Genomic DNA, 24,815 nt, shown 5'->3' on the forward strand with positions numbered 1-24,815 from the left:
GTGCGGGAAGGCATGAAAACAGGGCAGTGGCTGCAAATCGTCTTTTTCATCCTTTTCATCTACTCGGGGGCGGCGATGCTGTGGCTGTACGGCGGGGGTGATTCCGCGGTATCGGAAACCGAGAACCGCGCGCTGGCCCGGATGCCGATCTGGTCCGGGCAGGCGCTGCGGTCGGGTCAATATGTGCGCGGCCTGGAAAATTACGTCGCCGACCATGTGCCGTTTCGCGAGACGCTCGTAAGCGCGGGCAAGACGGTCGCCTCCTGGGGCGGCGTCTCCGGCAAGGATGACGCCGTCATCGCCCTGTCCGGCGCGAACAATACGGCGCAGACGATGCCTGCGGCCGTGCCGCAGACCGACCCGACGCAGACGGACCCGGCGCAGACCAAGGCGGAGACGCCCGGCGCGGAGCAGGCGGCAACGCCGAAGCCGGATCACTCGCCGCACTCGGCGGCTGCAGCGCCGCAGACGCAGGAGAAGCCGCAGACGCAGGACGAGTCGGGCCGGATCGTCGGCAAAGTGCTGATCGTCGGGAACCGCGCGATGAACGTATTCGCTTACGCCCCCGCCTCCGCCAAACGGTACGCCGATACGATCAACCGGCTGGAGCGGCTCGTCCGGTCGGAGGCCGGCATCCACGTCTCGGTGCTGCTTGCGCCGACCGCGGTGGAATTCGTGCAAAACGAGAAGCTGCGCAAGCTGTCCACCTCGCAGGACGACGCCATCCGCGGCGTATATGAGCAGCTCTCGGCGCCGATCGTCCGCGTCGACGCGCTCGGTATTCTTCGCAAGCATAGCGAAGAATACATCTACTTTCGCACCGACCATCACTGGACGGCGACCGGCGCTTATTACGGCTACGAGGCTTACATGCGCGCCCTCGGCGTGCCGCCGGTACCGCTGGAGCGCTACGAACGGCAGCAGGTTCCGGGATTCCTCGGATCGCAATATTCAGCCACGCTGAGCAAGAAACTGGAGAAAGAGCCGGACACGATCGTGCTGTACAAGCCGTTTGTCAGCCACGAGTATGCTGTGCATTATTCATCCCATCCTTCCAGGATGGACCTGCTCGACATGAGCCACGCCTCCAGGAAAAACAAATACCGCATCTTCTTAAGCGGAGACCGGCCGTGGGCCCGCATCAAGACGGAAACGGACAACGGCCGGCGGCTGGCGGTGATCAAAGACTCGTACGGCAACGCGCTGATCCCTTTCTTGCTGCCGCATTTTGCGGAAATTTACGTGATCGATCCGCGCCAGTTCGACCAGCCGCTGATCCCTTTTCTAAAAGAGCATGAAGCGAATGAGCTGCTCGTTCTCAACAATACGGAAGTGCTCGTCGATTCCGATTTTATACGGCTGATCGAAACCCGGCTGCAGCCTTAACGTCCCTCGCGAAGCGGCCGACCGACAGCCGCTCGCGCCGTGCCGCGCGATAAGGCGGTGGCGACCAGCACTCCCGCGATGACCATCGCGGTTCCCAGCAGTTGTACGCCGGTTACCTTGGTGCCGGACAGAAGCGATAGCAGCATTGTAACCAGAGGCACGACGTTAAAGAAGATCGACGTTCGGCTGACCCCGATTTCCGCGATGCCTTCGTTCCACCAAAGATAGCCGAGCACGCTGGTGAACACCGCCATAAAGGCGATAGCGCCCCATGCCGCAGCGGGAATGGCGGGAAGCGGAAGCGGTCCCGGCGAGCCGGCCGAGAATAAAATCAGGCAAATTGCGCCGACGGTCATCGTGTAGGCCGTCGTCGCCAATCCGCTCGCTCCGCGGATAAATCGCCGGTTCAGCACGGCGTACAGCGCCCAGCACAGATTTCCTCCCAAGATGAGCAGGTCCCCGCTTGTGAAGGACAACGTGCTGATGACCTGCCACGAGCCCCGGGTGATTACAAGCAGCACGCCGAGCAGGGAAATCACGATGCCGGCGCCCTGCCGGACCGTGATCGCATCTTTGAGGATATACCTCGCCAGCAGTGCCGTCACCAACGGGTTGGTGGCCATAATCAGCGAGCCGTTCAGCGGCGACGTCGTTTTCATTCCTTCGAAAAACAGCATGTTAAAGCCGAAGATGCCGATAATGCCAAGCAGCACGAACATAGGCCAGTTGGATCTTAGCGCAGCCAAGTTCATCCGTTCTTTGGCGAGCAGCAGGACGAGAATCAGCAAAGCCGCCAGACCGAACCTCCATGCCGCGGCGGCGGGAGCCGAGAAATAATTCACCGCGAAGGCGGCCAGATTAAACGAAGCGCCGATGAACACCGTAACTAAAAGCAGCAAAATATAAGTTTTGATTCGCATGAGAGTCCCTCCTGTTTCGGTAGTAGCTCCCAGCTTACAGGTTAGAGCCAAGTAGAAGTCAAGAGGGATCGGCAGCTTTATTTCAGGCAAGGCGGACCATCGACCGACGCTTGACTTAGACCCAGCTCTAAGGTGTATGATAAGTTCAAAGTCAACCAGGAAAAGGAGCGATGCAGCCATGCTCACCATCAGCCAAGTGTCGGAACGGACGGGATTAACCCCTTATACGCTGCGTTATTACGAGAAAGTCGGCGTGCTGAAGGACCCTCAGCGCAAAGAAGGCGGGGCACGCGCTTATACCGAAAGCGAGGTTTATTTTATTCAATGTCTGAACGGCCTGAAAAAGCTGGGGATGTCGCTGGAGGAAATCACCGAGTTTTTTCGCGACGGGTGTGTGATGGACAAAATACAGCAGGGGGAAGACCCGGCGAATTTAACCCCTTCGTTAAACAAACGGATCGAAATTCTGATGAAGCATCTGGCGAAGCTGGAAGCGAAGCGGCAGGAGCTGGAATCGATTATTTCCCTTACGGGCGAGCGGCTTGAATTGTACCGGGAGCTGTCCAAGAAAGCCGGGGGAAATGCTCAAGAGACCGCCGATCGAGAATCCGCGGCAGCCTCCGGGTGATCAGGTTATTTTCTCGCCGTAATCATGAAACGCTTTGAATTGGTCTGAATTCCTTTGTTTGTTTGATGCTCTTTGATGAACTTTTCCAATACGGCGAAGTCATTCTCATGTTCGCCAAAATCGGGGATAATCGGGGTATGCTTCAGCAGGAAGACAAGATCTTCGTAAGTTTGGAAATATTCCGCTGCATCGTATTCAAACGACTGAATATCCATGAATCCCGCTTCCCGCAGCTTGCCTATATATTTATTTTTCAGCGTCCCGTCGGGTTGGTCCAAACTTTGCCCTCTTCCAAAAGCGAGCTTCAGGTTCTGTTTATCGCCCTCACCGACTTGCTGCGTCAGGAACATGCCGCCATCCGCCATAACTCTGGCCGCTTCTTTCGCATCGAACGGCGCGTGGCGGCACGACACCACATTGAAAAATCCGTCCGGAAAATGGAGTTTGCCGGAGTCCATCTGCAAAATGCGCACATTGGATTTGCCCGACTTTTCCGCATTGGCCTTGGCGGCTTCGATCATTCCGCCCGAATTGTCGATTCCGACCAGCAATAAAGCGGCCTCTGCGATAGCAAGCAACGCTTCCCCTCCGCCGGTTCCTATATCGAGCAGGATGTCCGACTTTTTGCATCTGCAGGAAACCTCATGGGAAAAATCCCATTTAACCCCCTCCGAGATACATTTAACGCTGTTAAAATTCCACCCGTTTAATATTCCGACGCGATCGTAAAATTGTTTCAAATCAAGCTCGTTCATTCGTGGCTATCACCTAAACGCTGTGCAGAGCGCGAAGCGCATCCTGGTTGTTTTCGCAAAAAAACACCTGCTTACCATTGTTGCATTCATAAATAAAATCCTTCAAACTCTTGCTGTTGTACCCGTCAAAATTCCCGACAATGGCAAGTTTAACATTGTAGTTCACATATTTCTGCAGTATTTCACCCGCCAGTTTGGTTCTTAATTCGAAAAACTCTTCCGGTAAATTCGATTGGTGAATCATTATTTTATTGCATTCATGATCATAATTAACAGTAGCCATCAAATCCAACGCATCTTGCACATCGTTTATTAAGATTTCGGAGCTCTCTATAATCGCTACCTTGGAACCTTTCTGTTGATCGATTGTAATCTTCATTTCCATTTCACCCATCCATCATTTTTTATCCCCGGCAAGCAGCCGGATCAACTTTTTATTCTCATAGCGATAATCAGCCGTCGCCGGCTCCGTTTCACCGATCACTCCGATACGGATGGCTCCTGTGTCTTGTGCAGCGCCGGCGTAAACACGATTGCCTGCGGAAACCGACTCCACCGCAACTGTTCCCTTTTCTAGCCTGCTTCCCCCGTACGCGTAAATCGTTACATTCGGCGGATACAAATGCAGCCCGGGAAATTGAACGACCATTTCGTCTTTTCCGTCCCCGTCCAAATCAGTAATGTGCGGCGCTCCCCATTCCTCAAACGATGTCCATTTATTTTCCGTCCGATCAAATAAGATGTACAACCCTCTCCCCGGCCCTTCCGCTTTAAGCTCCAGGCTTCCCAGCAAATAATACGGACCGTCCTTCGCGGGAAAATTGCGGTTCAGCAAATGAAAACTTCGATTTTCTTCGCTCTGCGGCTCCAAATGGCTGCGGGAAAGCTCGTCAGGCAGCAAGTAACTTTTCCCCGCTATGTCGATGAGTCCCCGCCATATCGTATCGCCGTTAGGCTGAAGCTGACCCGGCTCCTTATATATGTCCAGCTTAACGGGGCTGCCGTTAAACGAGCCGAACGGGATGGACTTTACCTGTTCCAAGCCGGGCTGAGGTGCTCGTGCGATAAGTTCGCTCCGTTCGACCGGCATAAATTGCAGCGGGATCTCCATCGGAAAAGCAAACTTCTCGCCCTTCTCCTGAAGCGTCTGGGTATTGCCCGATTTCGATTCGCTCCCGGACGCGGAAATTGCGCTGCCGTTGCCCGGCAGTTCGGCCGAGGCGGGAACGTTGCGGCTCTCCGGTTCCTTGCCGCAGGCGGAGAGCAGTAGAGTAAGCAGAAATATCCATAATATTCGGCCGTTCATCGTCTAACGATCCCCTTTGCAAATCCATATACAATATGACGGTTGTAATAGCCGAAGTGTTGCATTATCACATGCATCGTGTTTACCGCAAATATCTTAAAGCTTACAAAGGGCTGCCGTTTCCGGCAGCCCCATCAACATTACGAATCTACAAATTCAACGATGCGGTACTCGTACTTCCCTATCTCCAGTTTTCCCGGCTTGATGCTTTGGCCCGTCAATGCATCGACGCCTTCCTGCAGGATCGTTACGCTGCCGCCGGCGCCGTCCATGTTGACGACGAACCAATAGCGGCGTCCGTCCGCAATCCGCGGCGCAACGACGGTGCCTTTCGTGACGTCGGTTCTAAGCTTGACTCCGGCCTCGCGGGCATAATGATCGATGAGCTTCCGGAGCATCTCGTCTCCTTCATCTCCCGCCGGCATGGAGCCGAGCATGACGATTTTGCCTTGGCCGCGGCTGTGCTCGGTAATAAACGCTTTGCCCGGCGCGAGGCCTTGCTCCATAACCCCTATCGCCTTCGCTTCCTTCGGCTCGAAGATACAGCTCCACAAGCTCAAAGGAGCGGATACGCCGAACGCCCTGCCGATCGTATCGGTACCGTCCATCGGATAAGTATACAGCGTTTCGACGCCGGCGAAGCGCTCAAGCTCGCCCAATGCGGCATCCGTATGGATCGTGTGATGCTCCGTTCTTCCCCCGCTAAGCGGTCCGATGACCCAGACGCCTCCGTTTTCCACAAACTTCAGCGCCCGGTCCCGGTAATCGCCGCTGATGTAATGAATGAACGGCGTGAACAGCAGCTTGTACCCGTCCAGCTCCGCTCCTTCCGGAACGAGGTCGCGATGAATGCCCATGTGCAAAATCCGCTCGTAAAACGCGGTGACCAGAGCTCTGTGGTTCAGCTTCTTGTGCGGCTCCGTCTTGAGGAACGCCTTCGCACGGTCCGAATACGTTACCGCCACTTCCGCCTGAGCGGCTTCGGAGCGAACGATGATCGGCTCGATCTCCTTGCGGGCCTGCTCGACTTCGAGCACGTTCGCGTATCCGACGGTCGGCTTGCCCCATGCGCTGATGACCGATCCGTGAGGCTGCTCGCATCCTGCCCGCTGCTGCCTCCAAAGCCAGTAGCAGAACGCCTCCGCTCCAAGTGCGTAAGCGGCAACTGCTTCCGCCCTCAAGTATCCGTTCGGATGCGGCTTGGCGTAGCTTTCCAGCGACGCGCTGTGCGACGGGCTCGTCTCCATAATCCAGAACGGCCGGTCTTTCTTGAAATTCCGCCACAAATCGCAGTTGATGAGATAACCGGGACTGTTGTCGGAAACCGCGTACGTATCGAAAGACGCAAAATCGAGGTTTTGAAACAGACGTTCGTTGTCCACATGAAACGCTACACTGCTGTTATGCGTGATCGGCGCATCGGAGTATTTGCGGATAATGGCGGCCTGCTCGTCGGAAAACTCGGCGATTTTTTCCATGGAAAACAGCTGATACATCGTGCGAAGCGAAGAGTTATGCAGAAAAGGCGCCGGCCCCGGCTGCGGAACCTGCTCGAAGCGGAGATAATATTCGCTCCAGATTTGCGTTCCCCAGGCGTCATTCAGCTTTTCGACCGTTCCGTAGCGCCGCTCGAGCCATTCGTGCCATAAGCGTTTGCATGTTCCGCACATGCATTCCGCGACATGCGCCTTGAATTCGTTGTCGATCTGCCAGCCGATCACTCCCGGCAAACGTCCGACCGCTTTGGCGATATGCTCGGTAATGATAGCTGCTTTTTCCCTGAAATAGGGATTGTTCGTGCAAGGGTGCTGCCTCGATCCGTGTCCCATCGTCTGCAGATGCTCGTCGACATACATGCGCTCCGGATGGCCGTGCGTGAACCAGATCGGGGGAGTCGGCGTCGGCGTGCACATGACCGTTTCGATGCCGTTCTCGTACAGCCTGTTGATCACCTTGGCAAAAAATCCGATATCGATGCGTCCTTCCTCCGGCTCCATCGTCGACCAGGCAAACTCGCCTATGCGGACCACATTGATTCCCGCTTCCTTCATAAGCCGGATATCCTGCTCCATAACCTGTTCGTTCCACAACTCGGGATAATAAGCCGCGCCGTGGTAAAGCTTTTTGCTCATCACATTCTCCCACCCTGTCTGTTTTTCGCTTCAACCCATTTTACAATAGAGGAATTTTCTTGAATGAGCAACAGGACATTCTTGTTCGGCTTGCACTTTTTTGTAGATGAAAAAAACTTCAAAAGAACAGTGAGCACCATTGACATAAACCATCAATGTAACTATATTGGTATTGTTGAAAGGGGGGAGCGATACGTGGCAGTAGTCAGCCGATATTCGATAGCGCTTCACATCTTGGCATGGATTGCTGAAATGACAAAAGATAGAGACGAATTTGTCGCCTCGGATCGGATTGCAGCCAGCGTGAACACAAGTCCTGTTTTTATTCGCCGCATTTTAGGCTCGCTCGGAAAAGCGCGTTTGGTCATTGTTCAGCACGGTGGAACCGGTGCAGGCTGGAAACTTGCAAGAAATCCTGACTCTATTACATTACTTGAAGTATACGAAGCAGTTGTTCAAAAACCGCTGTTCGAACTGCATCATAGTACGCCAAACTCCGGATGCATTATTGGGAAGGGGATACAGCCTGCATTGAATCCTATTTACAGCAGTGCCGAGGAAGCAATGAAACGACAACTGGCTCAAGTGACGATTGCCGATTTGTTAGAAGAAACTCTCGTTCAAGGCAACAATAAACAATTATAAAGTCCGACCGACAGTATGAGGCTTTGATTACATGCAAAATTTTTTTACATTTCAATGTAACTGAACTGGTATCAATGAGATTTTCCGCTTATCAATGTAACTATTTCGGTTGTTTTGAAATACTCGAAAGGAGTTCGTGTTTATGAATTATCGTATCCTCGCATTAGCCTTGGGCACATTCGCTGTTGGAACGGAGGGTTTCATGATTGCGGGTTTGCTTCCTGCACTGGCTCAAAATTTAAACGTTTCTTTATCCGCCGCAGGGCAGCTTGTAACTGTTTTTTCAATTGCCTACGCCCTTGGTTCTCCTATTCTAACGACAATGACCGGGCTTGCGGAAAGAAGGCAATTGCTTATGTGGTCTTTGCTTCTATTCTCCGTTGGAAATTTCCTTTGCGGACTGGCGTCCACGTATTGGGTTCTTCTCTTAGGACGGATCATTACCGCCGCCGGTGCCGGATTATTTGCTCCTTCCGCCAATTACACCGCAGCGGCGTTGGTGGATTCCGACAAACGCGGACGTGCGCTTTCCATTGTTATTGGGGGATCGACCGTCGCTCTTATATTCGGAGTTCCGTTAGGTACCTGGATTGCTTCGCTTCATGATTGGAGAATGACTTTCTGGATCGTTGGATTTGTGTCGATGTTCGCAGCGGTCGTCATTCGTATATTTTTTCCGATTATCGACGCGCCCGCAGTCGTATCCTTGAAAGACCGATTGTCATTCCTGAGGCACCCTTTGATTTTATCCGCTTTATTAACGTCTTTAACATGGGGGATTGGAGTTTTCATTGTCTATACGTATGTTTCAGACATTTTTGGGCGGCTGGGAGGCACAGGACAAACGATCTCCCTTATGCTTTTCGTCGCCGGAATCGCCAGCTTCTTCGGTGTCAACTTTGGCGGTTTTTCCGCCGACCGGTTCGGTTCCTCCCGAACCATCGTTCTGGCTCTAGTTTTACTCCTCATTGCCGTAACGAGCTTATCCATCTTGCATTCGCTGGCGTTCGGATTTGCAGCGATGGCCTTATGGGGCTTCAGCGGATATACGTTCAATCCGGCACAACAGCATAGGCTGATCGGATTGTCCGGAAAAAATGCAGGCATTGTCCTCTCTCTGCATAATTCTTTCATCTATTTGGGCAGCGCGCTCGGATCGCTGATCGGAGGACTTGTACTGAAATACGGATCCGCTACCGAACTTGGATTCGTGGGAGGGGGATCCGTATTTGCAGCGTTACTCATTTTCGGGGTGAGCTATCGTTTAGCGAAAGGAGGATCACTGCAGAGTGAAAAATAACCCCAAAAAAACGAAGCACCCCTTCCATATCGGAGTGGTGCTTCGATGAGACGTTAGCCGGATTGCGATTTCAACACTTCGATCAAATGATGATAATCGTGGACTAAATGGTTGACCATGGCCTCGGACGCTTTATCTTCATTTCTTTGCTTCATCCAGTCGAATATTTCTTTATGTTCGTTATAAATGGCCCGGTCCCTGTTCTCGCCTTGAAAATTTAAAACGCGATACAAATGTATACGGGATTTGATGCTGTTTAAATGTTTTTGCAGCAAATTGTTTCTGCTGAATTGAATAATCAGGTTATGGAATTGAACGTTCAGATCGATGACTTCATCTTTTAAGTAATCCTTTTGCCCGATTTTTCGGTCCGCCTGCTGTAAAATGTTCTCAATTTCGCCGATCTCATGATCGGACGCTCTTTGGATCGTCAATTTGACGGCTAGCGATTCGAGCGCCATGCGGCACTGATACACATCCTCAACGTCTTCGACGGTAGGGCTGTAGACGATAACCCTCGATTTCTCGTCCAATAACACAAGTCCTTCATTCTCAAGCGCTCTTATCGCTTCCCGTATGGGAGTTCGGCTAAGATTCAGCTCTTTGGCGAGCTTGGATTCGACGATTCTTTCGCCCGGCTTATAAACCCCGTCAAGAATCATCTTTTTAATGGTATGGTACAACTGATCGTAATACGGAACTGGTTTTTTGATAACATACGGCTCCATGACTGCACCCGCTTACTCCAAGCATTTTCCTCATTATGAATTCATACGCCTCTATTTTGCAAGAGGAGATTAATCGACCAAGCTCGAAAAGTTTGTCCGCAGCAAAAGTCGTATAAAGGGCCGCGGAGGGCCCTTTTCCAAAATAGGCATCAGGTGCCGCAGAAGGTACGGTATGGTCGGTTCGACGGCTCGGGCAGCTTGCAGTACTCGGCCTGTTCGGGGGAGTGCGCATAAGGATCGGCAAGAACCTTAAGCAGCCTCTCCATCACGCTGTAGTCTCCGCGGTCCACCGCGGCCTCCAGCGCCTCCTCCACCCGGTGATTGCGCGGGATGACCGCGGGATTGCTGCTGCGCATCAGCTGCTGCGAGACGTCTTCGGATTCCCGCTGCCCGCTCAGCCGCTCCCGCCACCTCTTTTGCCACTCGGTAAATTCCGAGGCGCCCGACATAGCCGTCTCTTCCGGCTTGGCAAAAGTGAGCGCGCGGAACGTGTTGGTGTAATCGGCGCGATGCTTCTGCATCATGTCGAGCAGATCTTTGATCAAGATTTCGTCCTCGGCCTGAGCGCCCGCGAGGCCCAGCTTCGCTCTCATTCCCGCAAGCCATTGGCTTTGGAACTGCTTGGTGAAATCGGCAAGCGCCTCCTCGGCCAGCTTCACCGCCTGCTCCTCATCATCGTGCAGCAGCGGAAGAAGAGCCTCCGCCAACCTTGCGAGATTCCACGCGGCAATATACGGCTGGTTGCCGTATGCGTAGCGGCCCTGCACGTCGATGGAGCTGAACACCGTGGCAGGGTCGAACGCGTCCATAAAGGCGCACGGGCCGTAATCGATCGTCTCGCCGCTCAGCGCCATGTTGTCGGTGTTCATGACCCCATGGATAAAGCCGACGAGCTGCCATTTGGCAATGAGCGACGCTTGCCGCCGGACTACTTCCCGGAACAAGGAAAGGTAGCGGTTATCGTCCGCGCCCGCTTCCGGAAAATGCCTTTGCAGCGTATAGTCGGCCAAAGTCCGAAGATCCTGGACGGTCCCCCATCGGGCGGCATACTGAAAAGTGCCGACGCGAATATGGCTCGAAGCGACGCGGGTCAAAACAGCTCCAGGCAGCTCGGTTTCGCGCTGGATGCCCTGGCCGGTCGTGACCACCGCCAGACTGCGGGTGGTCGGAATGCCAAGCGCATGCATCGCTTCGCTGATGATATATTCGCGCAGCATCGGCCCGAGCGCCGCCCGGCCGTCGCCGCCGCGGGAGTACGGCGTTCTGCCCGACCCTTTAAGCTGGATATCGAACCGTTCGCCTTCGGGAGTAATCTGCTCGCCGAGCAGGATGGCCCGGCCGTCCCCCAGCATCGTAAAATGCCCGAATTGATGCCCCGCATAAGCTTGTGCGAGAGGCTCCGCGCCTTCGGGAATCCGGTTGCCGGCAAACGCCGCTGCACCTTCATCGCTTCTCAGCGCCTGAACGTTCAAGCCCAGAGATGCCGCGAGCCGCTCATTGAATATGATTAACTTCGGCGACCGTACAGGCGTCGGGGCGAGCCGCGTAAAAAATACGTCCGGCAGCCGGGCATAGCTGTTGTCAAAGTTCCATCCTGTTTTTAGGATTGCTGTGTTTTCGTTCATCTTATCTCCTTGTCCCCTGAGGGCATTACAATTTGTCGAAGTCTGATCAATTATAGGGAAGCCCGCTATATTGTTTGCTTTTACCATTTTATTATACCCTTGCCAGGCGTGGTTGGCACTCTTCTAGGAGTCTGTCCGACGGATTGGATGTTGTGAATTTTTATTCAATTGAACTTGATTTCAAGAGCGGTGGAGAGGCAATCCCTTACGTGGAATACACGTCATTGAATAAAAATTCACCAATTTTGCTTCGTCGGACAGACTCCTAGCTGAACATTTTGACCAAGGCGGAGAAGCGTCAAACAGATCGAAGAAACCTAAGAACAGTTCACAGTTCACGAAATAAAGGAACTGACGTTCGCTATCTTCGGGTGAATGGTCATATCTGAAAAAATAAAGGAACCGAGATGCGCTATATCGGGGAAAAACGGCGTGAGGACCGGAAAAACATGGGAATAACGCACCTGAGTTCCTTTAAATTTGGCAAACCACTCGAAATGGGCATTTTAGCGCACTGCAGTTCCTTTATGAACCTGCGTGATCTTTAGTCATAGCTACTCCTCGAACAACGGCTCCCGATTGCCTCCGGCGCATACGAAAACAGCCGGAGCTTCGGCCTGACTCTCAAAAATGGCGAAGTTCAATCGGTATCGGTTGCCGCCAGCACGGCCAGCGTGCGTCCGTCCGGCCGAAGAGCTGCGATACCGAAGTCCCATGCCACATGGTGAAACCACGGCGTCGGCGCCTCGAAATACCACCAACGGCAGCTTTCCGCCTGCTTCAGCACAAACGGCATATCCGCATCGTCCGGCGCCCCGGCCAACGCCCCCATCGACCGCCATGCCTCAAGCCGGCCGTATGCGTTAAGATCCCCGCTGCTGTAAGCCCCGCCGTTGGCCGCGGCCGAATAAAGGAGGCTGAATATCCGGGCGGGACGCATTCCTTCCAGCAGCACATGCTCCGCCGGCGCACCGTGCAGGCAAGTCAGGCCGAAACTCAGCAGCAGCTCCGGTGCGATTTGATCCGGTTCATGACGCGTCTGCAAATCGAAAACGGCGGCTTCCGTTTTCCCGTTCGACCGATCCATCCAATTTCGCACGGCGGATTGCATGCCCATCAGTTCTTCATCCGTATGGATCGGATGGAATGCAGAAGGGGCAACCCCCGTATCCGCCGACCTTGCCTTCGTGTCCCGGTATTTCTCCTCGGATACACGCCGATGCGGTCCAAACGGAGTAGAGTGTCCGCCGCCGCCGTCACGGTTATAATACATAAGCGAAATCTCTTCCTCCAGGGACGTTAAGGTCAGCGGCAGCCAAACCAACGGGTGATTCTCCGCTTCCGCTTTGTCACAGACATGCCGTACGACAGAGCGCCGTTCATCGACCTTCCCCCTTGCAGCCATTTCGTACAGAAGAAGCACCTTGGCCTCCAGCGATACCCGCCGATCTTCGGCCGCATTCTCCAGTATGCGGTGCAGCCCTTCCGCCGAACGGTTCGCCGCCATAAGCGCCATATAATAACGCAGATTGTAAGACCGCGGGTTCCTCGGAAAGGCGGATTGAGCCCCGCGCCGTTCCGTTAGAAGCCGAAGCAGGCAAAACAGCGCATCCGCTCCTGTGTAGAGCTGAGCAAAATACATGTCAAGACGGTCCAGCAGATGATTCAACCCATTCCAGTTTTGCTCCTTGGGACGAACGTGCGCCTCCATCCACTCCACAGACTCCAGCAAAATCTCGCTTTGTCCCTGTTCCGCCCACTCCCTCATCATGGCAAGCAACTGCCCGGACAATGCCTCCTTGTAGCCAAATTCGGCATATTCCGATATCAGGCTTTGAAATAATTCCAGCTCCCGCTTCATATTCGCTTCCCGGCCCACCATATCACTTCCTTAAATGTAAAATTCCTTAATCGTCCTCAGGGCAAAAACCAGAAGAGCAAAATGAAGAAGGGCCGGCAAAAAACCGTCCATCGCGAGAATAACGACAAATAGCCACGCAATGAGAGGAATCGTTTGCAGCGAGAAGACCCCGCAGGCGACCGCTATGATCGAAAACTTCGCGAAACTTCCCTGGCCCTGTCCGCGCCGCCAAAAAAGCAGCGAAAACAACAAGGCGATCATGCCGACGGCGATGGAAACCTGAGCCCAGTAAGTGACAAGCGGTCGTTCCGAGCCGATTTCATCCTGCATAAAGGCAAACGAAATGCCCCAAGAGCCGGATAACCCGGGAATGTACAAAATGCCCGCGAGTATGGAAATCCCCCCCGTTAACAGAAGCCATTTTGCCGCCATACTCGTACTATGCTTGGACGTCCCGGACTCCTTACCCGCAGGGCCTACCGCCGAATTTCCGCTGCCGGTCTTTGTACATACAACCCGAGAGCATGTAAATCCTGCGCCCTTCAACAGCCTCAATTTTCGTTCCTCCAATCACTCTATACCGGTTCATAACTGAGTAGACGCACGGAATTTACCAAAAGTTCCGATTAGCCGGTAAATAATGCCTTTGGCGGAGCGAGTACGGCGGAGCGGCTAAAACATACCCTATGTAATTGAACAAGGCAACATTGCTGCCAAGGATCAGGAATCCGATGCCGTACAACATCAGCAGCCCGGGATCTTTCAGATGACTCGCCAGGGAGGAAAGTAATTTGCCGATTTCCATGGCACGGAGATGGAAACGGCGCAGGGCCCGTTTCGCTATCCACGGGACGATCAAGTTGAAGGCATGCGTCAAGGTTCACGGACGGAACGAAAGGGATAGTAGAGGCGATCATCAAGCAGCTATCGTCCACGACGTATAGCGTCAGGCTCAAGCAGGGCTGGCGGCTTGATACTCTGAGCAGGGTGTCGTCTTGCCGCAAGGTGGTCCGTATGAGATAGCGACCAATGTGCTATTCCAGGTCTTTCGACGATTTGGAGAAGCACTGGACGAAGGATGCGTGGAACGATATGAAAGCGCGAACGTTGATCGAAGGGGAGGGGGACGGACGGTTCGAACCGGACCGGGATATCATCCGAGTTGATTTGTGGCGATCGTCGCCCGGTTGGCTTTATTGAAATTTGAAACATACAATGAATTATTTTCCATAATATTAACATTAAATCAACTTAATTTACATCATTTAACATGATAGTATATTTATAGGCCGTGTTGTTTGAAACACACAAATTACCTTACGTCTTTTGGCGGCTATTTCAAAGAGTCATTGTTGACTTTTAAGGTGGCGATCCTGTTCCATACATATTACTTTCATTATTCATTTTATCTGTTTTTCCTGCTGGAGGTTATAGGCGATGCGAATCAAAACAATAAGCTTGGCAGTGGTTATTTCGTTATTACTGTTTGGCAGCAATATTGCATACGGAGAATCAGCTTCACTGATCGAAATAAACATGCCTTTACCCAAAAGCTTAGATGAGACCAATTTTGATGTTGACTACCCCATTAAAGTGAACGGGGCGGATTATATAATAAAAGGCAGCCCTTTTGTTTATCGCGATTTAACCTATATGCCGGCCAGAACGATACTGGAAATATTTCATATTGTCGTAAAATATAATGATCTTGACCGAACGATACAGTGGGCAGATAAAGAAAAAACCATTTTTATTTCTCCTCTCAAAACGCTATATCAGGAACCCCGAGGGGCATTGGTGAGGAATGGAAACAAGACGGAAACTGTGACAGAAAGCTATTTGCTTGTAAATGACTTAAGTTACTTGCCACTCCGTTTTATTGCGGAAACGTTCGGTTATACCGTGAATTATGATGATACAAAAAAACAAATCACGATAACAGGGAATCAATCCTTAGAAAATCAAAATGTTGCTTTCTCGGACGAACAACAAGCGATCATCGATGCTATTTCGGGGTATGAGGCCAAACCAACATTATCGCTCAAAGGAATCGCGTATTGGCCCGGAGATATGCACACAGACATTGAAGTCAATTTGAACAGAGAATATACGAGAGACAGCATCGTTGAAACTTCAATAGTTAATGAAATCGGCGGAAAGCAGTATAAAGGGACTCGGAAGGTTTCATGGTACGGTTCAATGTCAATCGGAGTATCCGAAATTTCACCTGAAGGGACGGAGAAAATCGTCAATTTATTACCTTTTGCTGGTCGGCATCCTTATACGGAATTCAGCATCCTAAGGTTGTGCGGATTAAATAAATATGGAAATATGACGATTGAAAAGAATCAAGATAACGCAGAAATCGTCACATACAAAATTACCGAACTTCATGGCGAACAAGTCGAAATAAGCTTATCCATTAAAAAAAATAGCGGAGAATTGATTCGGTATATGGAAAATACTAAATTCGGCAAAAAAACGTTTGCGATTTCTTCCGAAGTAATGTGAACCATTAGCTGAAAGGGGAAGAAGTCGCCACCGTAGCCGCGCTCGTCGCTGCAGGCCTGGGCATTTCTTTGCTCCCCGATGCCGGGCTGGACAAAAACAAACTTGCCCAGATCCGCATCCGGGAACCAAAGAGCGAACGTGTCATAGTGATGGTTGAGGGAAGGTACTTGCCGCCGGTTGCATCCCGCTTTAAGGAATTTGTGGTCAGCTATTATGACAGAATGATACCAACTTGAGGACCGTGTTCGCGCCCTGCCAAACAAAAATAACCGATCCCAAAATAGGATCGGTCTGGTGTTATCCGGTATTGCCGCTTACGACTCCGCGCTCGCCGTCGCTTTGGCGAACTGCGTATGGTACAGCCGCGCGTACAGGCCGTCCCTCGCGAGCAGCTCCGCATGCGTCCCCTTCTCGACGAGCCGGCCGCCGTCCAGCACGACGATCTGGTCGGCCGCCAGCACCGTCGACAGGCGGTGCGCGATGACAAGCGTCGTGCGGCCGCGCATAAGCTGCTCGAGCGCGGACTGTACATAAGCCTCGGACTCGGAGTCGAGGTGCGAGGTCGCTTCATCCAGCACGAGGATGCGCGGATTTTTCAAAATCGCGCGGGCGATCGCGATCCGCTGCCGTTCCCCGCCGGACAGGCGGTGCCCCCGCTCGCCGACCATCGTATCGTAGCCTTCCGGCAGCGAGGCGATCAGGTCGTGGATGTACGCCTGGCGGCACGCCGTCTCCAGCTCCTCCTGCGTCGCATCCGGCTTCGCAAACAGCAGGTTCTCGCGCACCGTCGCATGAAACATAAACGATTCCTGCGTCACGAACGCCACCTGGCTGCGCGCGCTGGCCAGCGTCACGTCCCGCAGGTCGTGCCCGTCCAGCAGCACCCGGCCTTCGGTCGGGTCGTACAGCCGCGCAAGCATCCCGATCAGCGTCGATTTGCCGGCGCCGCTCGGGCCGACCACCGCGACCATCTCGCCGGGCTCGACCTCGAAGCCGACGTGGCGAAGCGCATATTGTCCCGGCTTGTAGGCGAACGACACGTTGCGGAATTCCACGTGCCCCCGCACTGTCGGCAGCTCGGCGGCCCGAGGGGAGTCGACAATATCCGGCTCCAAATCCTGGTATTCGAAAATGCGCTGGAACACGCCGAGCGCGGTGCCGACTTCCACGTGCAAATTCAAAAGCGTGCCGACCGGCCCGTACAGCCGCCCGAGATACGCCGTAAAGGCGACGATTGCGCCGATCGTCATCGTGCCATGAATGATGTTGTAGCCGCCGTACAAATAAATGAGCGCGGTGCCGAGCGGCCCGAGCAAACCGATGACCATGCCGTACCAGCGGCCGACGAGATTCAGCCTGAGCTCCAGGTCCATCACCCGCTGGTTCAGCTCGCCGAACTTTCGCTGCTGATCCGGCTCCCTTTGAAAAATCCGCGTCAGCAGCGCCCCCGAAACGCCGAAAATTTCCCCCAGCTGCGCCGACATCTCGCCGCGCACCCGCTGCGTTTCGATGCGCAAGCGCTTACGCAAATCGGATACCTTGCGCACCGGCAAAATAAACACTGGCAGGATGACGACGGACAGCAAGGCGAGCCGCCAATCGAGCGCAAACAAAATCGCTACCGACGTGATGACGATAACCGCCTGCGTCACGGTTTGCACGACGAGCGTCGTCACGACGCCCTGCACCGCCTGCACGTCGCCCGTCAGCCGCTGGATCAGCTCGCCCGCCTTCGCATTCGTAAAAAAAGCCATCGACTGCCGCTGCAGATTGACGAACAGCGAATGCCGCAAGTCGCGCATGACGCCTTGACCGACCTTCGTGTTCTCGTGGTTTTGCCAGACGCCGAGCAGGCCGCTGACCAGCGGCAGCAGCACCATCAGCCCGACCATCGTAAACAGCATGCTCATGTTGCGCTCGGGGATCGCATGGTCGATGATCTCCTTCATCACGAGCGGCGGGATCAGCCCGATGAGCGCCGCCCCGAGCGCCAGCAGCAAAATCGCCGCGAGCGGCCAGTAATATCCGCGGAACAAAGAAAAGATGCGCCGCACGGACACATCCTTCAGCGTCGCTTTGCTCCGGTTCCCCAAATGCTTATCCAAACCGCCGTCGAAACGGATGCCGTCATGTCTCATCCGAATCCTCCCCTTCCTCCGAGTCCTCCTCCAGCGGGAATACGGCGATCACCGCCCGGGCGATCGCCTTCGCCATTTCGAGCACCTTGTACAGCGAGGTGCTCTGCAGGATCGAATATTTGTTGCCTTCATCGACGTTGACGATCGCCGCCACCCCGTAATCGCCGACGCCGGGAAGCCCCATCCCGACCGCCTTGCCGGGCATCAGCGGCTGATTCGATACCTGGAAGCAGCCGACTGACGCCGCTTGACCAAGACATGCGTCGATGGCGATCACCTTTTTCCCGGGCGGAATTTCCTGCAGCCGGGCAAGCATGTTGCTCGCATCGAACGGCCTGCGCAGCGTGCCGATCACGTGAGCATATCCGGCATCCTCCAGCATCGTGCCGACGATCGGTCCGAGCGCATCCCCTGTCGACCGGTCCGTCCCGATACATAAAAATACAAGCTGATCCGCCTCGAGCGGCTCTTCCCGAATGTACCGGAAAAACGATTCCAGCTCGCTTCCTTTCAGCTTTTTGCGAAACATTCGGTGATCCCAGCTACCGTCCATACGTTCCTCCTGAACTCCATGCTACCCCATATTGTACCATATCCGCCTGCGTATTTGTTTGTATGCGAAGCATCGTGTTATAATGCCGACAAAATCATGTTCGAAATCACACCCGACTTCGCGAGGTGCTGCCCATGACCGCCCCTGCCGTCATCGCGCTTTTCATACTCGTTTATTGGCTGTACGTGCTGGTCGATACGGCGCGCGCCGCCCGACTCATGCACCGGCTGCCCCGCGGTTTGCCGATTGCCGAACCGCCGCCGCTCGTTTCCGTCGTGGTCGCCGCCAAGGAAGAGGAGGCGTCCATCCGCGACACCGTCCGCCACCTGCTGCGCCAAACGTACCCGCGCCTGGAAATCATCGCCGTCAACGACCGGTCGCAGGACGCGACCGGCCTCAGGCTGGACGAGCTCAAGCGGTGGTCCGAAGGCAAGCGCGATATTCCCGTTTCGCTCAAGGTCATTCATATTACAAGCCTGCCGAAAGGCTGGCTGGGGAAAAATCACGCGCTTTACCAAGGCTACCTGGAAGCGCGGGGACAATACATTGTATTCACCGATGCCGACATCCGTTTCCGGCCGGACGCGATTCAGGATGCCGTCGCCTTTCTTCAGCGCGAGCAGGCCGACCACGTGACGCTCGCGCCCGCGATCATTGCGAAAGGCTTTTGGCTGAAAGCGTTCGTGCGTTACTTCTTCTTCAGCCTCAGCCTGTTTATCCGCCCATGGCGGAGCAACATCGACAGCCAGCGCCGCTTCGGCATGGGCATCGGCGCCTTCAACCTGCTGACCCGCCGCGCCTACGAGGCGATCGGCACGCACATGGCGATCGCGATGCGGCCTGACGATGATCTGCAGCTCGGGCTGCGCGTCAAGCAAGCCGGCTTGCGCCAGCGCCTGGCTTCGGCGGCCGACTCGCTGGAAGTCGAATGGTACGCGGATTTGCCCGAGGCGGTCCGCGGCCTGGAGAAAAACGTCTTTTCCGGCTTCGGTTACCGGACCGGGCTTGCCGTATCGGCCACCGCCGGGCAGCTCCTGCTGTTCTTGTTCCCCTGGGTCGGATTGTGGCTGTTCGGAGTAAACACGGCCTTGCTGTACGGCTTGTCCGCGATCCTGATGGCTTCGCTGTACGCGGTGCACATCCGTACCCTGGGCGCCAAGGCCGGAGCGGAAATCGCCGCGCTTCCGCTTACGGTGCTTCTGTTCGTCTGGGTGATATCCCGCTCCGTAGGCCTAACGCTGCGCCGCGGCGGCATCATGTGGCGCGGGACGTTTTATCCTTTGCACGAGCTGAAGCGGATGAGAGGCAAGTGATTTTTTACGAAACCTTAACACTGCGCACTGCTGCGTTCATGTAAAATATAATTATACAAAGACGCGGTTGACGCGTCCGGACGAAGGAGAGGACCTGCTATGAACGAGTGGTCATTCAGACAACTGGCGTATGCGTTAGTTTCCCTGGGACTGACGATCGCGCTTATTGCCGCTTATCATAACCTGGGTTCCATGTAAATACCAAGGCCGCCTGCAGCGCTTCATGCCTGCGAGCGGCCTTTTTCGTTGTCCCGGCCCCGGACAAAATGAAAAGCGCGGAGACGAGGCTCCGCGCTTTCAAGAGGCATATCGAATCGGTTTCACAAGAACAATTCAGCATTATTTCACAAGCTTGGCGACAGCCTGGTACTTCGACGAAACATAAGTATCCGCCTTCGGTTCGGTAATAACCGCCGCGTAGCTTTTATCCGGATCCGGATAGCTCAGCGTGTAGCGGATTTCCGCGATACCCGCATCGGTAAAGTCGATGCCGGCAATTTGGACCGCATACCCCGGGTTCGGCTTTTGCCCCCAGGACAACGTGACCTTGTTCACGTCGTCATTTACTTTTTCCACCGTCACGGCAACCTGCTCCTGCTGGGAAGGCTCTTCGGGAGCGCTGCCCTTGCCGCCGTGGCTCTCGACAAACTTGATCGCGTCGTGCAGCCAAACCGCCGCCGTACCGCGGGTCAGCTCCTGCTTCGGATAAAACCTCCGGTCTTTGTCGAGAGATGCGATTTTGCCGAGCAGCAGCAGTTGAATGCTGTTTTTGTAAGCCGGATCGACCTCGTCCTCGTCGGCGTAAACCATCAGCATTTTGACGAATGCGTAGTCCCCGGTTTTGAGCACAGCCTGCATGAGCAGGTCGGCGAACTGCTCGCGGGTAATGACCGCATTCGGATTAACGTCTTTAGCCAGCGGCAGCCCGTTCAGCTGGGCGATAATAAACGATTGCGCATACCAGGCATCGTCCGGCACGGAAGTGAAATAGTCGCTCGCTTTCGGTTCTTTGATGAACTTGATGTTATCGATATTCAGCTTCAGTCCTTTAACGACCATATGCACCGCTTGTGCGTAGCTCACTTTGCCGCGAGGCTGAAAATGCTCTCCGTCCACCCCGCTCACAATGCCGCGGCTTTGCAGGGAAGCGATCTTCTCTTTGCCGTCGACATTGTCCAGGTCGGAAAACGCCCATACGGTCCCGCCGAATGCGGAAACCGCGAGCAGCAGCGTCAACATCAGCATAAACCATTTTTTCATAAACGAATTCTCCATTCTTCGTATTTTTGCTCCGGAGCACTCTTTCAGACGATCCGGTTTGGAAAAAAGTTGCACGGTGTATTGACTATTTTGCCAAACCGCACTAGAATGTATCATTAACAACGTCGATGAAGGGTAAGTAGCTGGGCGGAGGAAGCTTCAGAGAGCCGGTGGGTGGTGCGAACCGGCGCTGGCCGAACAGCGAATGGACTTCGGAGTTGCTTGCCGAACGGCCTCTCGGGCTCTGCCCGAAGCTCAATTAGGCAAAGCCGGGACATCCCGCCGTTATCACGGGAAAGGTATCGAGCGAGCGCCGGTTTAGCCTGACGTTGAAACAGCTCCGTACCCGGAAGAGCGGACCGAGTGGCACATAGCCGGGATTCGGTTCATTAAGGTGGCACCACGACAACTTCGTCCTTATGCGGACGAGGTTTTTTTGCGTTTTCGGGCGTTGGTATCGAAGGGGGGTGATGGCCATGGAGGATGGCTGGTGGTGGCGCAGCGTCGGATTGTTCGGCAAGTCAATTCATTTCGGGGGTTCCCCCAAAAGTAACAGGAATAGGCTGCAGAGGTTCACTTCACTTTTGGGGGACTCGTTTTTCGGGGGCTCCCCCAAAAGTAACAGGAATAGGCTGCAGAGGTTCGCTTCACTTTTGGGGGACTCGTCAAGGAGGAGTTCATATGGAAAAAAGTTTGAAAGAACGCGTATTGTCGGGCGACCGCGTCACCGGAAGGCTGCACATCGGCCATTACGTCGGAAGCCTGAAGCACCGGGTGGAGCTGCAGTCGCAGTATGAAACGCTCGTCATGCTTGCGGACGTGCAGGCGCTGACGACGCATTTCGATAGACCGGAGCTGATTCGCGGCCACTTGTTCGATGTCGCGCTCGATTATTTGGCTGCCGGCATCGATCCGGAGAAGTCGTTTATTTTCGTGCAGTCGATGGTGCCGGAAATCGCCGAGCTGACGGTGTTTTATTCGATGTTCGTCACCGTTAATGCGCTGCGCCACAATCCTACGGTAAAAGCCGAATCGAAAGGCAGCGGGCTGGACGAAATGTATTACGGCTTCCTCGGCTATCCGGTCAGTCAGGCCGCGGACATTACGTTTTGCAAGGCGACGATTATCCCGGTCGGCGAGGATCAGCTCCCCCACCTCGAGCTGACGCGCAAAATCGTGCGCCGGTTTGGCGAGCTGTACCGCCCGGTGCTGGTGGAGCCGCGCGCCGTCGTCGGAGACGTGCCGCGGCTGGCCGGCCTCGACGGGCACGGGAAAATGAGCAAAAGCCAAGGCAACGCGATCGCTTTGGATTCGTCGCGCGAGGAGCTGGAGAGCCGGATTCGCAAGGCGGTCACGGATCCGGCACGCGTGCGCAAGGACGATCCGGGACATCCGGACATATGCCCGATCTACTCTTACCACGAAGCGTTCCGACCGGAGGGGGCCGCGGAAATCCGCGAAAGCTGCACCAAGGGTACGATCGGCTGCAGCGGCTGCAAAAAGCTGGTCGCCGCGGCGATCGACGGGCTGCTTGAACCGATGCGGGAGCGGCGGGCGTTTTATGAGCAGCGTCCCGAACGGGTGAAGGAGATTTTGCTTGCCGGGACGGATCGGGCGCGCGAGCTGGGCAAGGAGACGATGCTTGAAGTCCGCGAAGCGATGGGGCTCGATTATTTTTTCCGGTGATGGGCCGGTTGGGATAAAACGGAATTTTCTCTTGCCGAGTGCGGCGGGCGGAACTATAATGCAAGCATACAAACCGAACAGGTAAGGATGTGATGCTTTGGTACGCCGGTTTTTCTCGTATTATGCGCCGCATAAGAAGCTGTTTTTGCTCGATTTCGGCTGCGCCGTTTTGGCGGCTCTGCTGGAGCTTTCGTTTCCGCTTGCGGTGAAATGGGTCGTCGACACGCTGCTGCCGAGCCAAAGCTGGGGCTGGATCGTCTGGGCGTGCGCCGGGCTGCTGGTGCTGTACATGATGAGCACGGGACTGCAGTTTATCGTCACCTATTGGGGCCACAAGCTCGGCATCAACATCGAATACGATATGCGCCAGCAGCTGTTCACGCATATCCAGAGGCTGTCGTTCCGCTTCTTCGACAATCACAAGACCGGGCACCTGATGTCGCGGCTGACAAACGATTTGTTCGAGATCGGCGAGATGGCGCATCACGGGCCGGAGGATCTGTTTATCGCGGCCATGACGCTGCTCGGCTCGTTTGCGATCATGATGACGATCAACTGGCAGCTCGCGGTGATCACCTTCGTTATCGTGCCGATCATCATTTGGCTCATCGTGCTGTTCAACCGGCTGCTTGTCCGGGCTGCGGACAAAATGTTTGCGGATATCGCCGACGTCAACGCGCAGGTCGAGGACAGCGTGTCCGGCATCCGCGTCGTGCAGTCGTTTACGAACGAGGCGCATGAGCTCGCCAAATTTTCCGAAAGCAACCGCCGGTTCCGCAGCGCCAAGCTACGGTCGTACTGGATCATCGCGTACAGCGCGTCGGGCATGTATATGCTGATGCGGCTGATCGCTTTGGTCGTGCTCATCTGCGGCTCGTGGTTTGTCGTACGCGGCAAGCTGACGTACGGCGAATTCGTCGGGTTTCTGCTGTTTACGAACATTTTCTTCAAGCCGATCGAGAAAATCAACGCGTTTATGGAAAGTTACCCGAAAGGCATGGCCGGCTTCCGGCGGTTTCTCGAAATCATCGACACCGAGCCGGATATCGTCGACGCGCCGGACGCAGTGCGCGTGCAGGGCTTGCGCGGCGACATCGAATTCCGCGATGTGTCGTTCGGCTACGAAGGCCATGCGCAGGTGCTGCGCGGCATCAACCTGCGCGTGCGCGCCGGCGAGACGGTCGCGTTCGTCGGCCCGTCCGGCGCCGGGAAGACGACGCTGTGCAGCCTCATCCCCCGCTTCTACGAAGTGGACGGGGGCAGCATCGCGATCGACGGGCGGGACATCCGCCGCATGACGCTGCAGTCGCTGCGCTCGCACATCGGCATCGTGCAGCAGGATGTGTTTTTGTTCGCGGGCACGCTCCGCGACAACATCGCCTACGGCAAGCTCGGCGCGACCGACGCCGAGATCCTCGAAGCCGCGCGCCGCGCCCACCTCGGCGCGTTCATCGCTTCGCTGCCGCAGGGCCTGGACACGCAAATCGGCGAACGCGGCGTGAAGCTGTCCGGCGGGCAGAAGCAGCGGCTCGCAATCGCGCGGATGTTCCTCAAGAATCCGCCGATCCTGATTCTCGACGAGGCGACGTCCGCGCTCGACACCGAAACGGAGGCGGCGATCCAGGCCGCGCTCGCCGAGCTGTCGCAGGGACGGACGACACTCGTCATTGCGCACCGGCTGGCGACGATCCGCAGCGCGGACCGGATCGTCGTCGTCACCGAAAACGGCGTCGCCGAGCAGGGCCGGCACGACGACCTCGTCGCCGCAGGCGGCGTGTACAGCCGCCTGCATCAGGCGCAGACGCTCGCGTAGGCGGCACATGGCTGACGCCGAGGGAAAGAACGGTGTAGCCGGGCGGACCATAGCGATGGCGGAACTATGGTTCGCTAAACGGGTCGTTTTCGGACGTTTTGGAACATTTGCGGAACTCCAGTGCGCTATTTGTCTGTTTTTCAGATCCTCACGCCATTTTTCACCAATTTAGCGCACCTCAGTTCCTCTATTTTTCCAGAGATGCTCATACACTCGGAAATAACAAACATACGTTCCTCTATTTATGAACACGGG

At 54.9% G+C, this 24,815-nt stretch carries 22 protein-coding genes, 1 pseudogene and 1 other annotated feature; of the genes and pseudogenes, 10 read left to right on the forward strand and 13 right to left on the reverse strand.

What is annotated here, in order from left to right:
• The first annotated feature begins 12 nt into the window (after positions 1-12).
• A complete protein-coding gene (locus tag MYS68_RS25055; RefSeq protein WP_248928457.1) occupies positions 13-1,386 on the forward strand; it encodes a DHHW family protein in 1,374 nt (457 codons plus the stop codon).
• Here MYS68_RS25055 and MYS68_RS25060 read toward each other — a convergent pair.
• Positions 1,383-2,306: a DMT family transporter gene (locus tag MYS68_RS25060; RefSeq protein ID WP_248928458.1), complete on the reverse strand. Its 924-nt coding sequence runs from the start codon at positions 2,304-2,306 to the stop codon at positions 1,383-1,385. The genes MYS68_RS25055 and MYS68_RS25060 overlap by 4 nt on opposite strands.
• 178 nt (positions 2,307-2,484) lie before the next feature.
• Between MYS68_RS25060 and MYS68_RS25065 the strand changes: the two genes are divergently transcribed.
• Positions 2,485-2,934 (forward strand): MerR family transcriptional regulator, encoded by a 450-nt coding sequence (locus MYS68_RS25065; RefSeq protein WP_248928459.1) that lies wholly within the window; start codon positions 2,485-2,487, stop codon positions 2,932-2,934.
• Between the two features lie 5 nt (positions 2,935-2,939).
• On the opposite strand, the gene MYS68_RS25070 is transcribed toward MYS68_RS25065, so the two are convergent.
• The 4 genes from MYS68_RS25070 to MYS68_RS25085 form a co-directional block, all read right to left on the reverse strand.
• A complete protein-coding gene (locus tag MYS68_RS25070) occupies positions 2,940-3,689 on the reverse strand; it encodes a class I SAM-dependent methyltransferase (protein ID WP_248928460.1) in 750 nt (249 codons plus the stop codon).
• Positions 3,690-3,702: 13 nt separating this feature from the next.
• On the reverse strand, positions 3,703-4,068 hold the full coding sequence (locus MYS68_RS25075) for a DUF4180 domain-containing protein (protein ID WP_248928461.1): 366 nt from the start codon (positions 4,066-4,068) through the stop codon (positions 3,703-3,705).
• 18 nt (positions 4,069-4,086) lie between these two features.
• Entirely contained in the window at positions 4,087-4,995 is a 909-nt protein-coding gene (locus tag MYS68_RS25080; RefSeq protein WP_248928462.1) for a hypothetical protein, read from the reverse strand.
• A 140-nt stretch (positions 4,996-5,135) separates the two neighbouring features.
• The gene (locus MYS68_RS25085; RefSeq protein WP_248928463.1) at positions 5,136-7,127 is read right to left on the reverse strand and encodes a beta-galactosidase; all 1,992 of its coding nucleotides are present in this window, start codon (positions 7,125-7,127) and stop codon (positions 5,136-5,138) included.
• Positions 7,128-7,190: 63 nt separating this feature from the next.
• Between MYS68_RS25085 and MYS68_RS25090 the strand changes: the two genes are divergently transcribed.
• Both MYS68_RS25090 and MYS68_RS25095 read left to right on the forward strand, forming a co-directional pair.
• A complete protein-coding gene (locus MYS68_RS25090; protein ID WP_248928464.1) occupies positions 7,191-7,772 on the forward strand; it encodes an Rrf2 family transcriptional regulator in 582 nt (193 codons plus the stop codon).
• Positions 7,773-7,914: 142 nt separating this feature from the next.
• Positions 7,915-9,072: an MFS transporter gene (locus MYS68_RS25095; protein ID WP_248928465.1), complete on the forward strand. Its 1,158-nt coding sequence runs from the start codon at positions 7,915-7,917 to the stop codon at positions 9,070-9,072.
• Positions 9,073-9,125: 53 nt separating this feature from the next.
• On the opposite strand, the gene MYS68_RS25100 is transcribed toward MYS68_RS25095, so the two are convergent.
• From MYS68_RS25100 to MYS68_RS25120, 5 genes and pseudogenes are all read right to left on the reverse strand, one after another.
• A complete protein-coding gene (locus MYS68_RS25100) occupies positions 9,126-9,800 on the reverse strand; it encodes a GntR family transcriptional regulator (RefSeq protein WP_248928466.1) in 675 nt (224 codons plus the stop codon).
• Positions 9,801-9,949: 149 nt separating this feature from the next.
• Positions 9,950-11,425 (reverse strand): protein adenylyltransferase SelO, encoded by a 1,476-nt coding sequence (locus tag MYS68_RS25105; protein ID WP_248928467.1) that lies wholly within the window; start codon positions 11,423-11,425, stop codon positions 9,950-9,952.
• A 640-nt stretch (positions 11,426-12,065) separates the two neighbouring features.
• Positions 12,066-13,286 (reverse strand): DUF6183 family protein, encoded by a 1,221-nt coding sequence (locus MYS68_RS25110; protein ID WP_248928468.1) that lies wholly within the window; start codon positions 13,284-13,286, stop codon positions 12,066-12,068.
• 30 nt (positions 13,287-13,316) lie between these two features.
• Positions 13,317-13,718 carry a hypothetical protein gene (locus tag MYS68_RS25115; RefSeq protein ID WP_248928469.1) on the reverse strand — a complete coding sequence of 134 codons (402 nt, stop codon included), beginning with the start codon at positions 13,716-13,718 and terminating at the stop codon, positions 13,317-13,319.
• Positions 13,719-13,932: 214 nt separating this feature from the next.
• Positions 13,933-14,112 (reverse strand): annotated as a pseudogene (locus MYS68_RS25120) (MFS transporter); the annotation flags it as partial.
• A 203-nt stretch (positions 14,113-14,315) separates the two neighbouring features.
• Here MYS68_RS25120 and MYS68_RS25125 point away from each other — a divergent pair.
• The 3 genes from MYS68_RS25125 (at position 14,316) to MYS68_RS25135 (ending at position 16,033) form a co-directional block, all read left to right on the forward strand.
• A complete protein-coding gene (locus tag MYS68_RS25125; RefSeq protein ID WP_248928470.1) occupies positions 14,316-14,486 on the forward strand; it encodes an S-layer homology domain-containing protein in 171 nt (56 codons plus the stop codon).
• Between the two features lie 237 nt (positions 14,487-14,723).
• Positions 14,724-15,797, forward strand: a complete 1,074-nt coding sequence (locus MYS68_RS25130; protein ID WP_248928471.1) for a copper amine oxidase N-terminal domain-containing protein — start codon at positions 14,724-14,726, stop codon at positions 15,795-15,797.
• 8 nt (positions 15,798-15,805) lie between these two features.
• On the forward strand, positions 15,806-16,033 hold the full coding sequence (locus MYS68_RS25135; RefSeq protein WP_275984004.1) for a LysR substrate-binding domain-containing protein: 228 nt from the start codon (positions 15,806-15,808) through the stop codon (positions 16,031-16,033).
• A gap of 78 nt (positions 16,034-16,111) precedes the next feature.
• Here MYS68_RS25135 and MYS68_RS25140 read toward each other — a convergent pair whose 3' ends face one another.
• A complete protein-coding gene (locus MYS68_RS25140; RefSeq protein WP_248928473.1) occupies positions 16,112-17,935 on the reverse strand; it encodes an ABC transporter ATP-binding protein in 1,824 nt (607 codons plus the stop codon).
• The gene (gene yyaC / locus MYS68_RS25145; RefSeq protein ID WP_248928474.1) at positions 17,925-18,488 is read right to left on the reverse strand and encodes a spore protease YyaC; all 564 of its coding nucleotides are present in this window, start codon (positions 18,486-18,488) and stop codon (positions 17,925-17,927) included. Before yyaC ends, MYS68_RS25140 begins: the two co-directional genes overlap by 11 nt.
• 134 nt (positions 18,489-18,622) lie before the next feature.
• Between yyaC and MYS68_RS25150 the strand changes: the two genes are divergently transcribed.
• A complete protein-coding gene (locus MYS68_RS25150) occupies positions 18,623-19,801 on the forward strand; it encodes a glycosyltransferase family 2 protein (protein ID WP_248928475.1) in 1,179 nt (392 codons plus the stop codon).
• Positions 19,802-20,140: 339 nt separating this feature from the next.
• On the opposite strand, the gene MYS68_RS25155 is transcribed toward MYS68_RS25150, so the two are convergent.
• Positions 20,141-21,061 carry an S-layer homology domain-containing protein gene (locus tag MYS68_RS25155; RefSeq protein WP_248928476.1) on the reverse strand — a complete coding sequence of 307 codons (921 nt, stop codon included), beginning with the start codon at positions 21,059-21,061 and terminating at the stop codon, positions 20,141-20,143.
• A gap of 116 nt (positions 21,062-21,177) precedes the next feature.
• Positions 21,178-21,483 (forward strand) — a binding site (T-box leader).
• Between the two features lie 259 nt (positions 21,484-21,742).
• Here MYS68_RS25155 and trpS point away from each other — a divergent pair.
• Together trpS and MYS68_RS25165 are read left to right on the forward strand one after the other, a co-directional pair.
• The gene (gene trpS, locus MYS68_RS25160) at positions 21,743-22,747 is read left to right on the forward strand and encodes a tryptophan--tRNA ligase (protein WP_248928477.1); all 1,005 of its coding nucleotides are present in this window, start codon (positions 21,743-21,745) and stop codon (positions 22,745-22,747) included.
• Positions 22,748-22,844: 97 nt separating this feature from the next.
• Positions 22,845-24,560, forward strand: coding sequence for an ABC transporter ATP-binding protein (locus tag MYS68_RS25165; RefSeq protein ID WP_248928478.1), 1,716 nt, complete (start codon positions 22,845-22,847; stop codon positions 24,558-24,560).
• The last annotated feature ends 255 nt before the right edge of the window (positions 24,561-24,815 follow it).

The organism is Paenibacillus hamazuiensis, from assembly GCF_023276405.1.
GTDB lineage: Bacteria > Bacillota > Bacilli > Paenibacillales > NBRC-103111 > Paenibacillus_AF > Paenibacillus_AF hamazuiensis.

What these genes read in the sequence shown, in the direction of transcription:
- MYS68_RS25055 (WP_248928457.1), top strand. Translation starts at nt 13, where the DNA reads ATGAAAACAGGGCAGTGGCTGCAAATCGTCTTTTTCATCCTTTTCATC.
- MYS68_RS25060 (WP_248928458.1), bottom strand. Translation starts at nt 2,306, where the DNA reads ATGCGAATCAAAACTTATATTTTGCTGCTTTTAGTTACGGTGTTCATC.
- MYS68_RS25065 (WP_248928459.1), top strand. Translation starts at nt 2,485, where the DNA reads ATGCTCACCATCAGCCAAGTGTCGGAACGGACGGGATTAACCCCTTAT.
- MYS68_RS25070 (WP_248928460.1), bottom strand. Translation starts at nt 3,689, where the DNA reads ATGAACGAGCTTGATTTGAAACAATTTTACGATCGCGTCGGAATATTA.
- MYS68_RS25075 (WP_248928461.1), bottom strand. Translation starts at nt 4,068, where the DNA reads ATGAAGATTACAATCGATCAACAGAAAGGTTCCAAGGTAGCGATTATA.
- MYS68_RS25080 (WP_248928462.1), bottom strand. Translation starts at nt 4,995, where the DNA reads ATGAACGGCCGAATATTATGGATATTTCTGCTTACTCTACTGCTCTCC.
- MYS68_RS25085 (WP_248928463.1), bottom strand. Translation starts at nt 7,127, where the DNA reads ATGAGCAAAAAGCTTTACCACGGCGCGGCTTATTATCCCGAGTTGTGG.
- MYS68_RS25090 (WP_248928464.1), top strand. Translation starts at nt 7,191, where the DNA reads ATGAGCAACAGGACATTCTTGTTCGGCTTGCACTTTTTTGTAGATGAA.
- MYS68_RS25095 (WP_248928465.1), top strand. Translation starts at nt 7,915, where the DNA reads ATGAATTATCGTATCCTCGCATTAGCCTTGGGCACATTCGCTGTTGGA.
- MYS68_RS25100 (WP_248928466.1), bottom strand. Translation starts at nt 9,800, where the DNA reads ATGGAGCCGTATGTTATCAAAAAACCAGTTCCGTATTACGATCAGTTG.
- MYS68_RS25105 (WP_248928467.1), bottom strand. Translation starts at nt 11,425, where the DNA reads ATGAACGAAAACACAGCAATCCTAAAAACAGGATGGAACTTTGACAAC.
- MYS68_RS25110 (WP_248928468.1), bottom strand. Translation starts at nt 13,286, where the DNA reads ATGAAGCGGGAGCTGGAATTATTTCAAAGCCTGATATCGGAATATGCC.
- MYS68_RS25115 (WP_248928469.1), bottom strand. Translation starts at nt 13,718, where the DNA reads ATGGCGGCAAAATGGCTTCTGTTAACGGGGGGGATTTCCATACTCGCG.
- MYS68_RS25125 (WP_248928470.1), top strand. Translation starts at nt 14,316, where the DNA reads ATGTGCTATTCCAGGTCTTTCGACGATTTGGAGAAGCACTGGACGAAG.
- MYS68_RS25130 (WP_248928471.1), top strand. Translation starts at nt 14,724, where the DNA reads ATGCGAATCAAAACAATAAGCTTGGCAGTGGTTATTTCGTTATTACTG.
- MYS68_RS25140 (WP_248928473.1), bottom strand. Translation starts at nt 17,935, where the DNA reads ATGAGACATGACGGCATCCGTTTCGACGGCGGTTTGGATAAGCATTTG.
- yyaC (WP_248928474.1), bottom strand. Translation starts at nt 18,488, where the DNA reads ATGGACGGTAGCTGGGATCACCGAATGTTTCGCAAAAAGCTGAAAGGA.
- MYS68_RS25150 (WP_248928475.1), top strand. Translation starts at nt 18,623, where the DNA reads ATGACCGCCCCTGCCGTCATCGCGCTTTTCATACTCGTTTATTGGCTG.
- MYS68_RS25155 (WP_248928476.1), bottom strand. Translation starts at nt 21,061, where the DNA reads ATGAAAAAATGGTTTATGCTGATGTTGACGCTGCTGCTCGCGGTTTCC.
- trpS (WP_248928477.1), top strand. Translation starts at nt 21,743, where the DNA reads ATGGAAAAAAGTTTGAAAGAACGCGTATTGTCGGGCGACCGCGTCACC.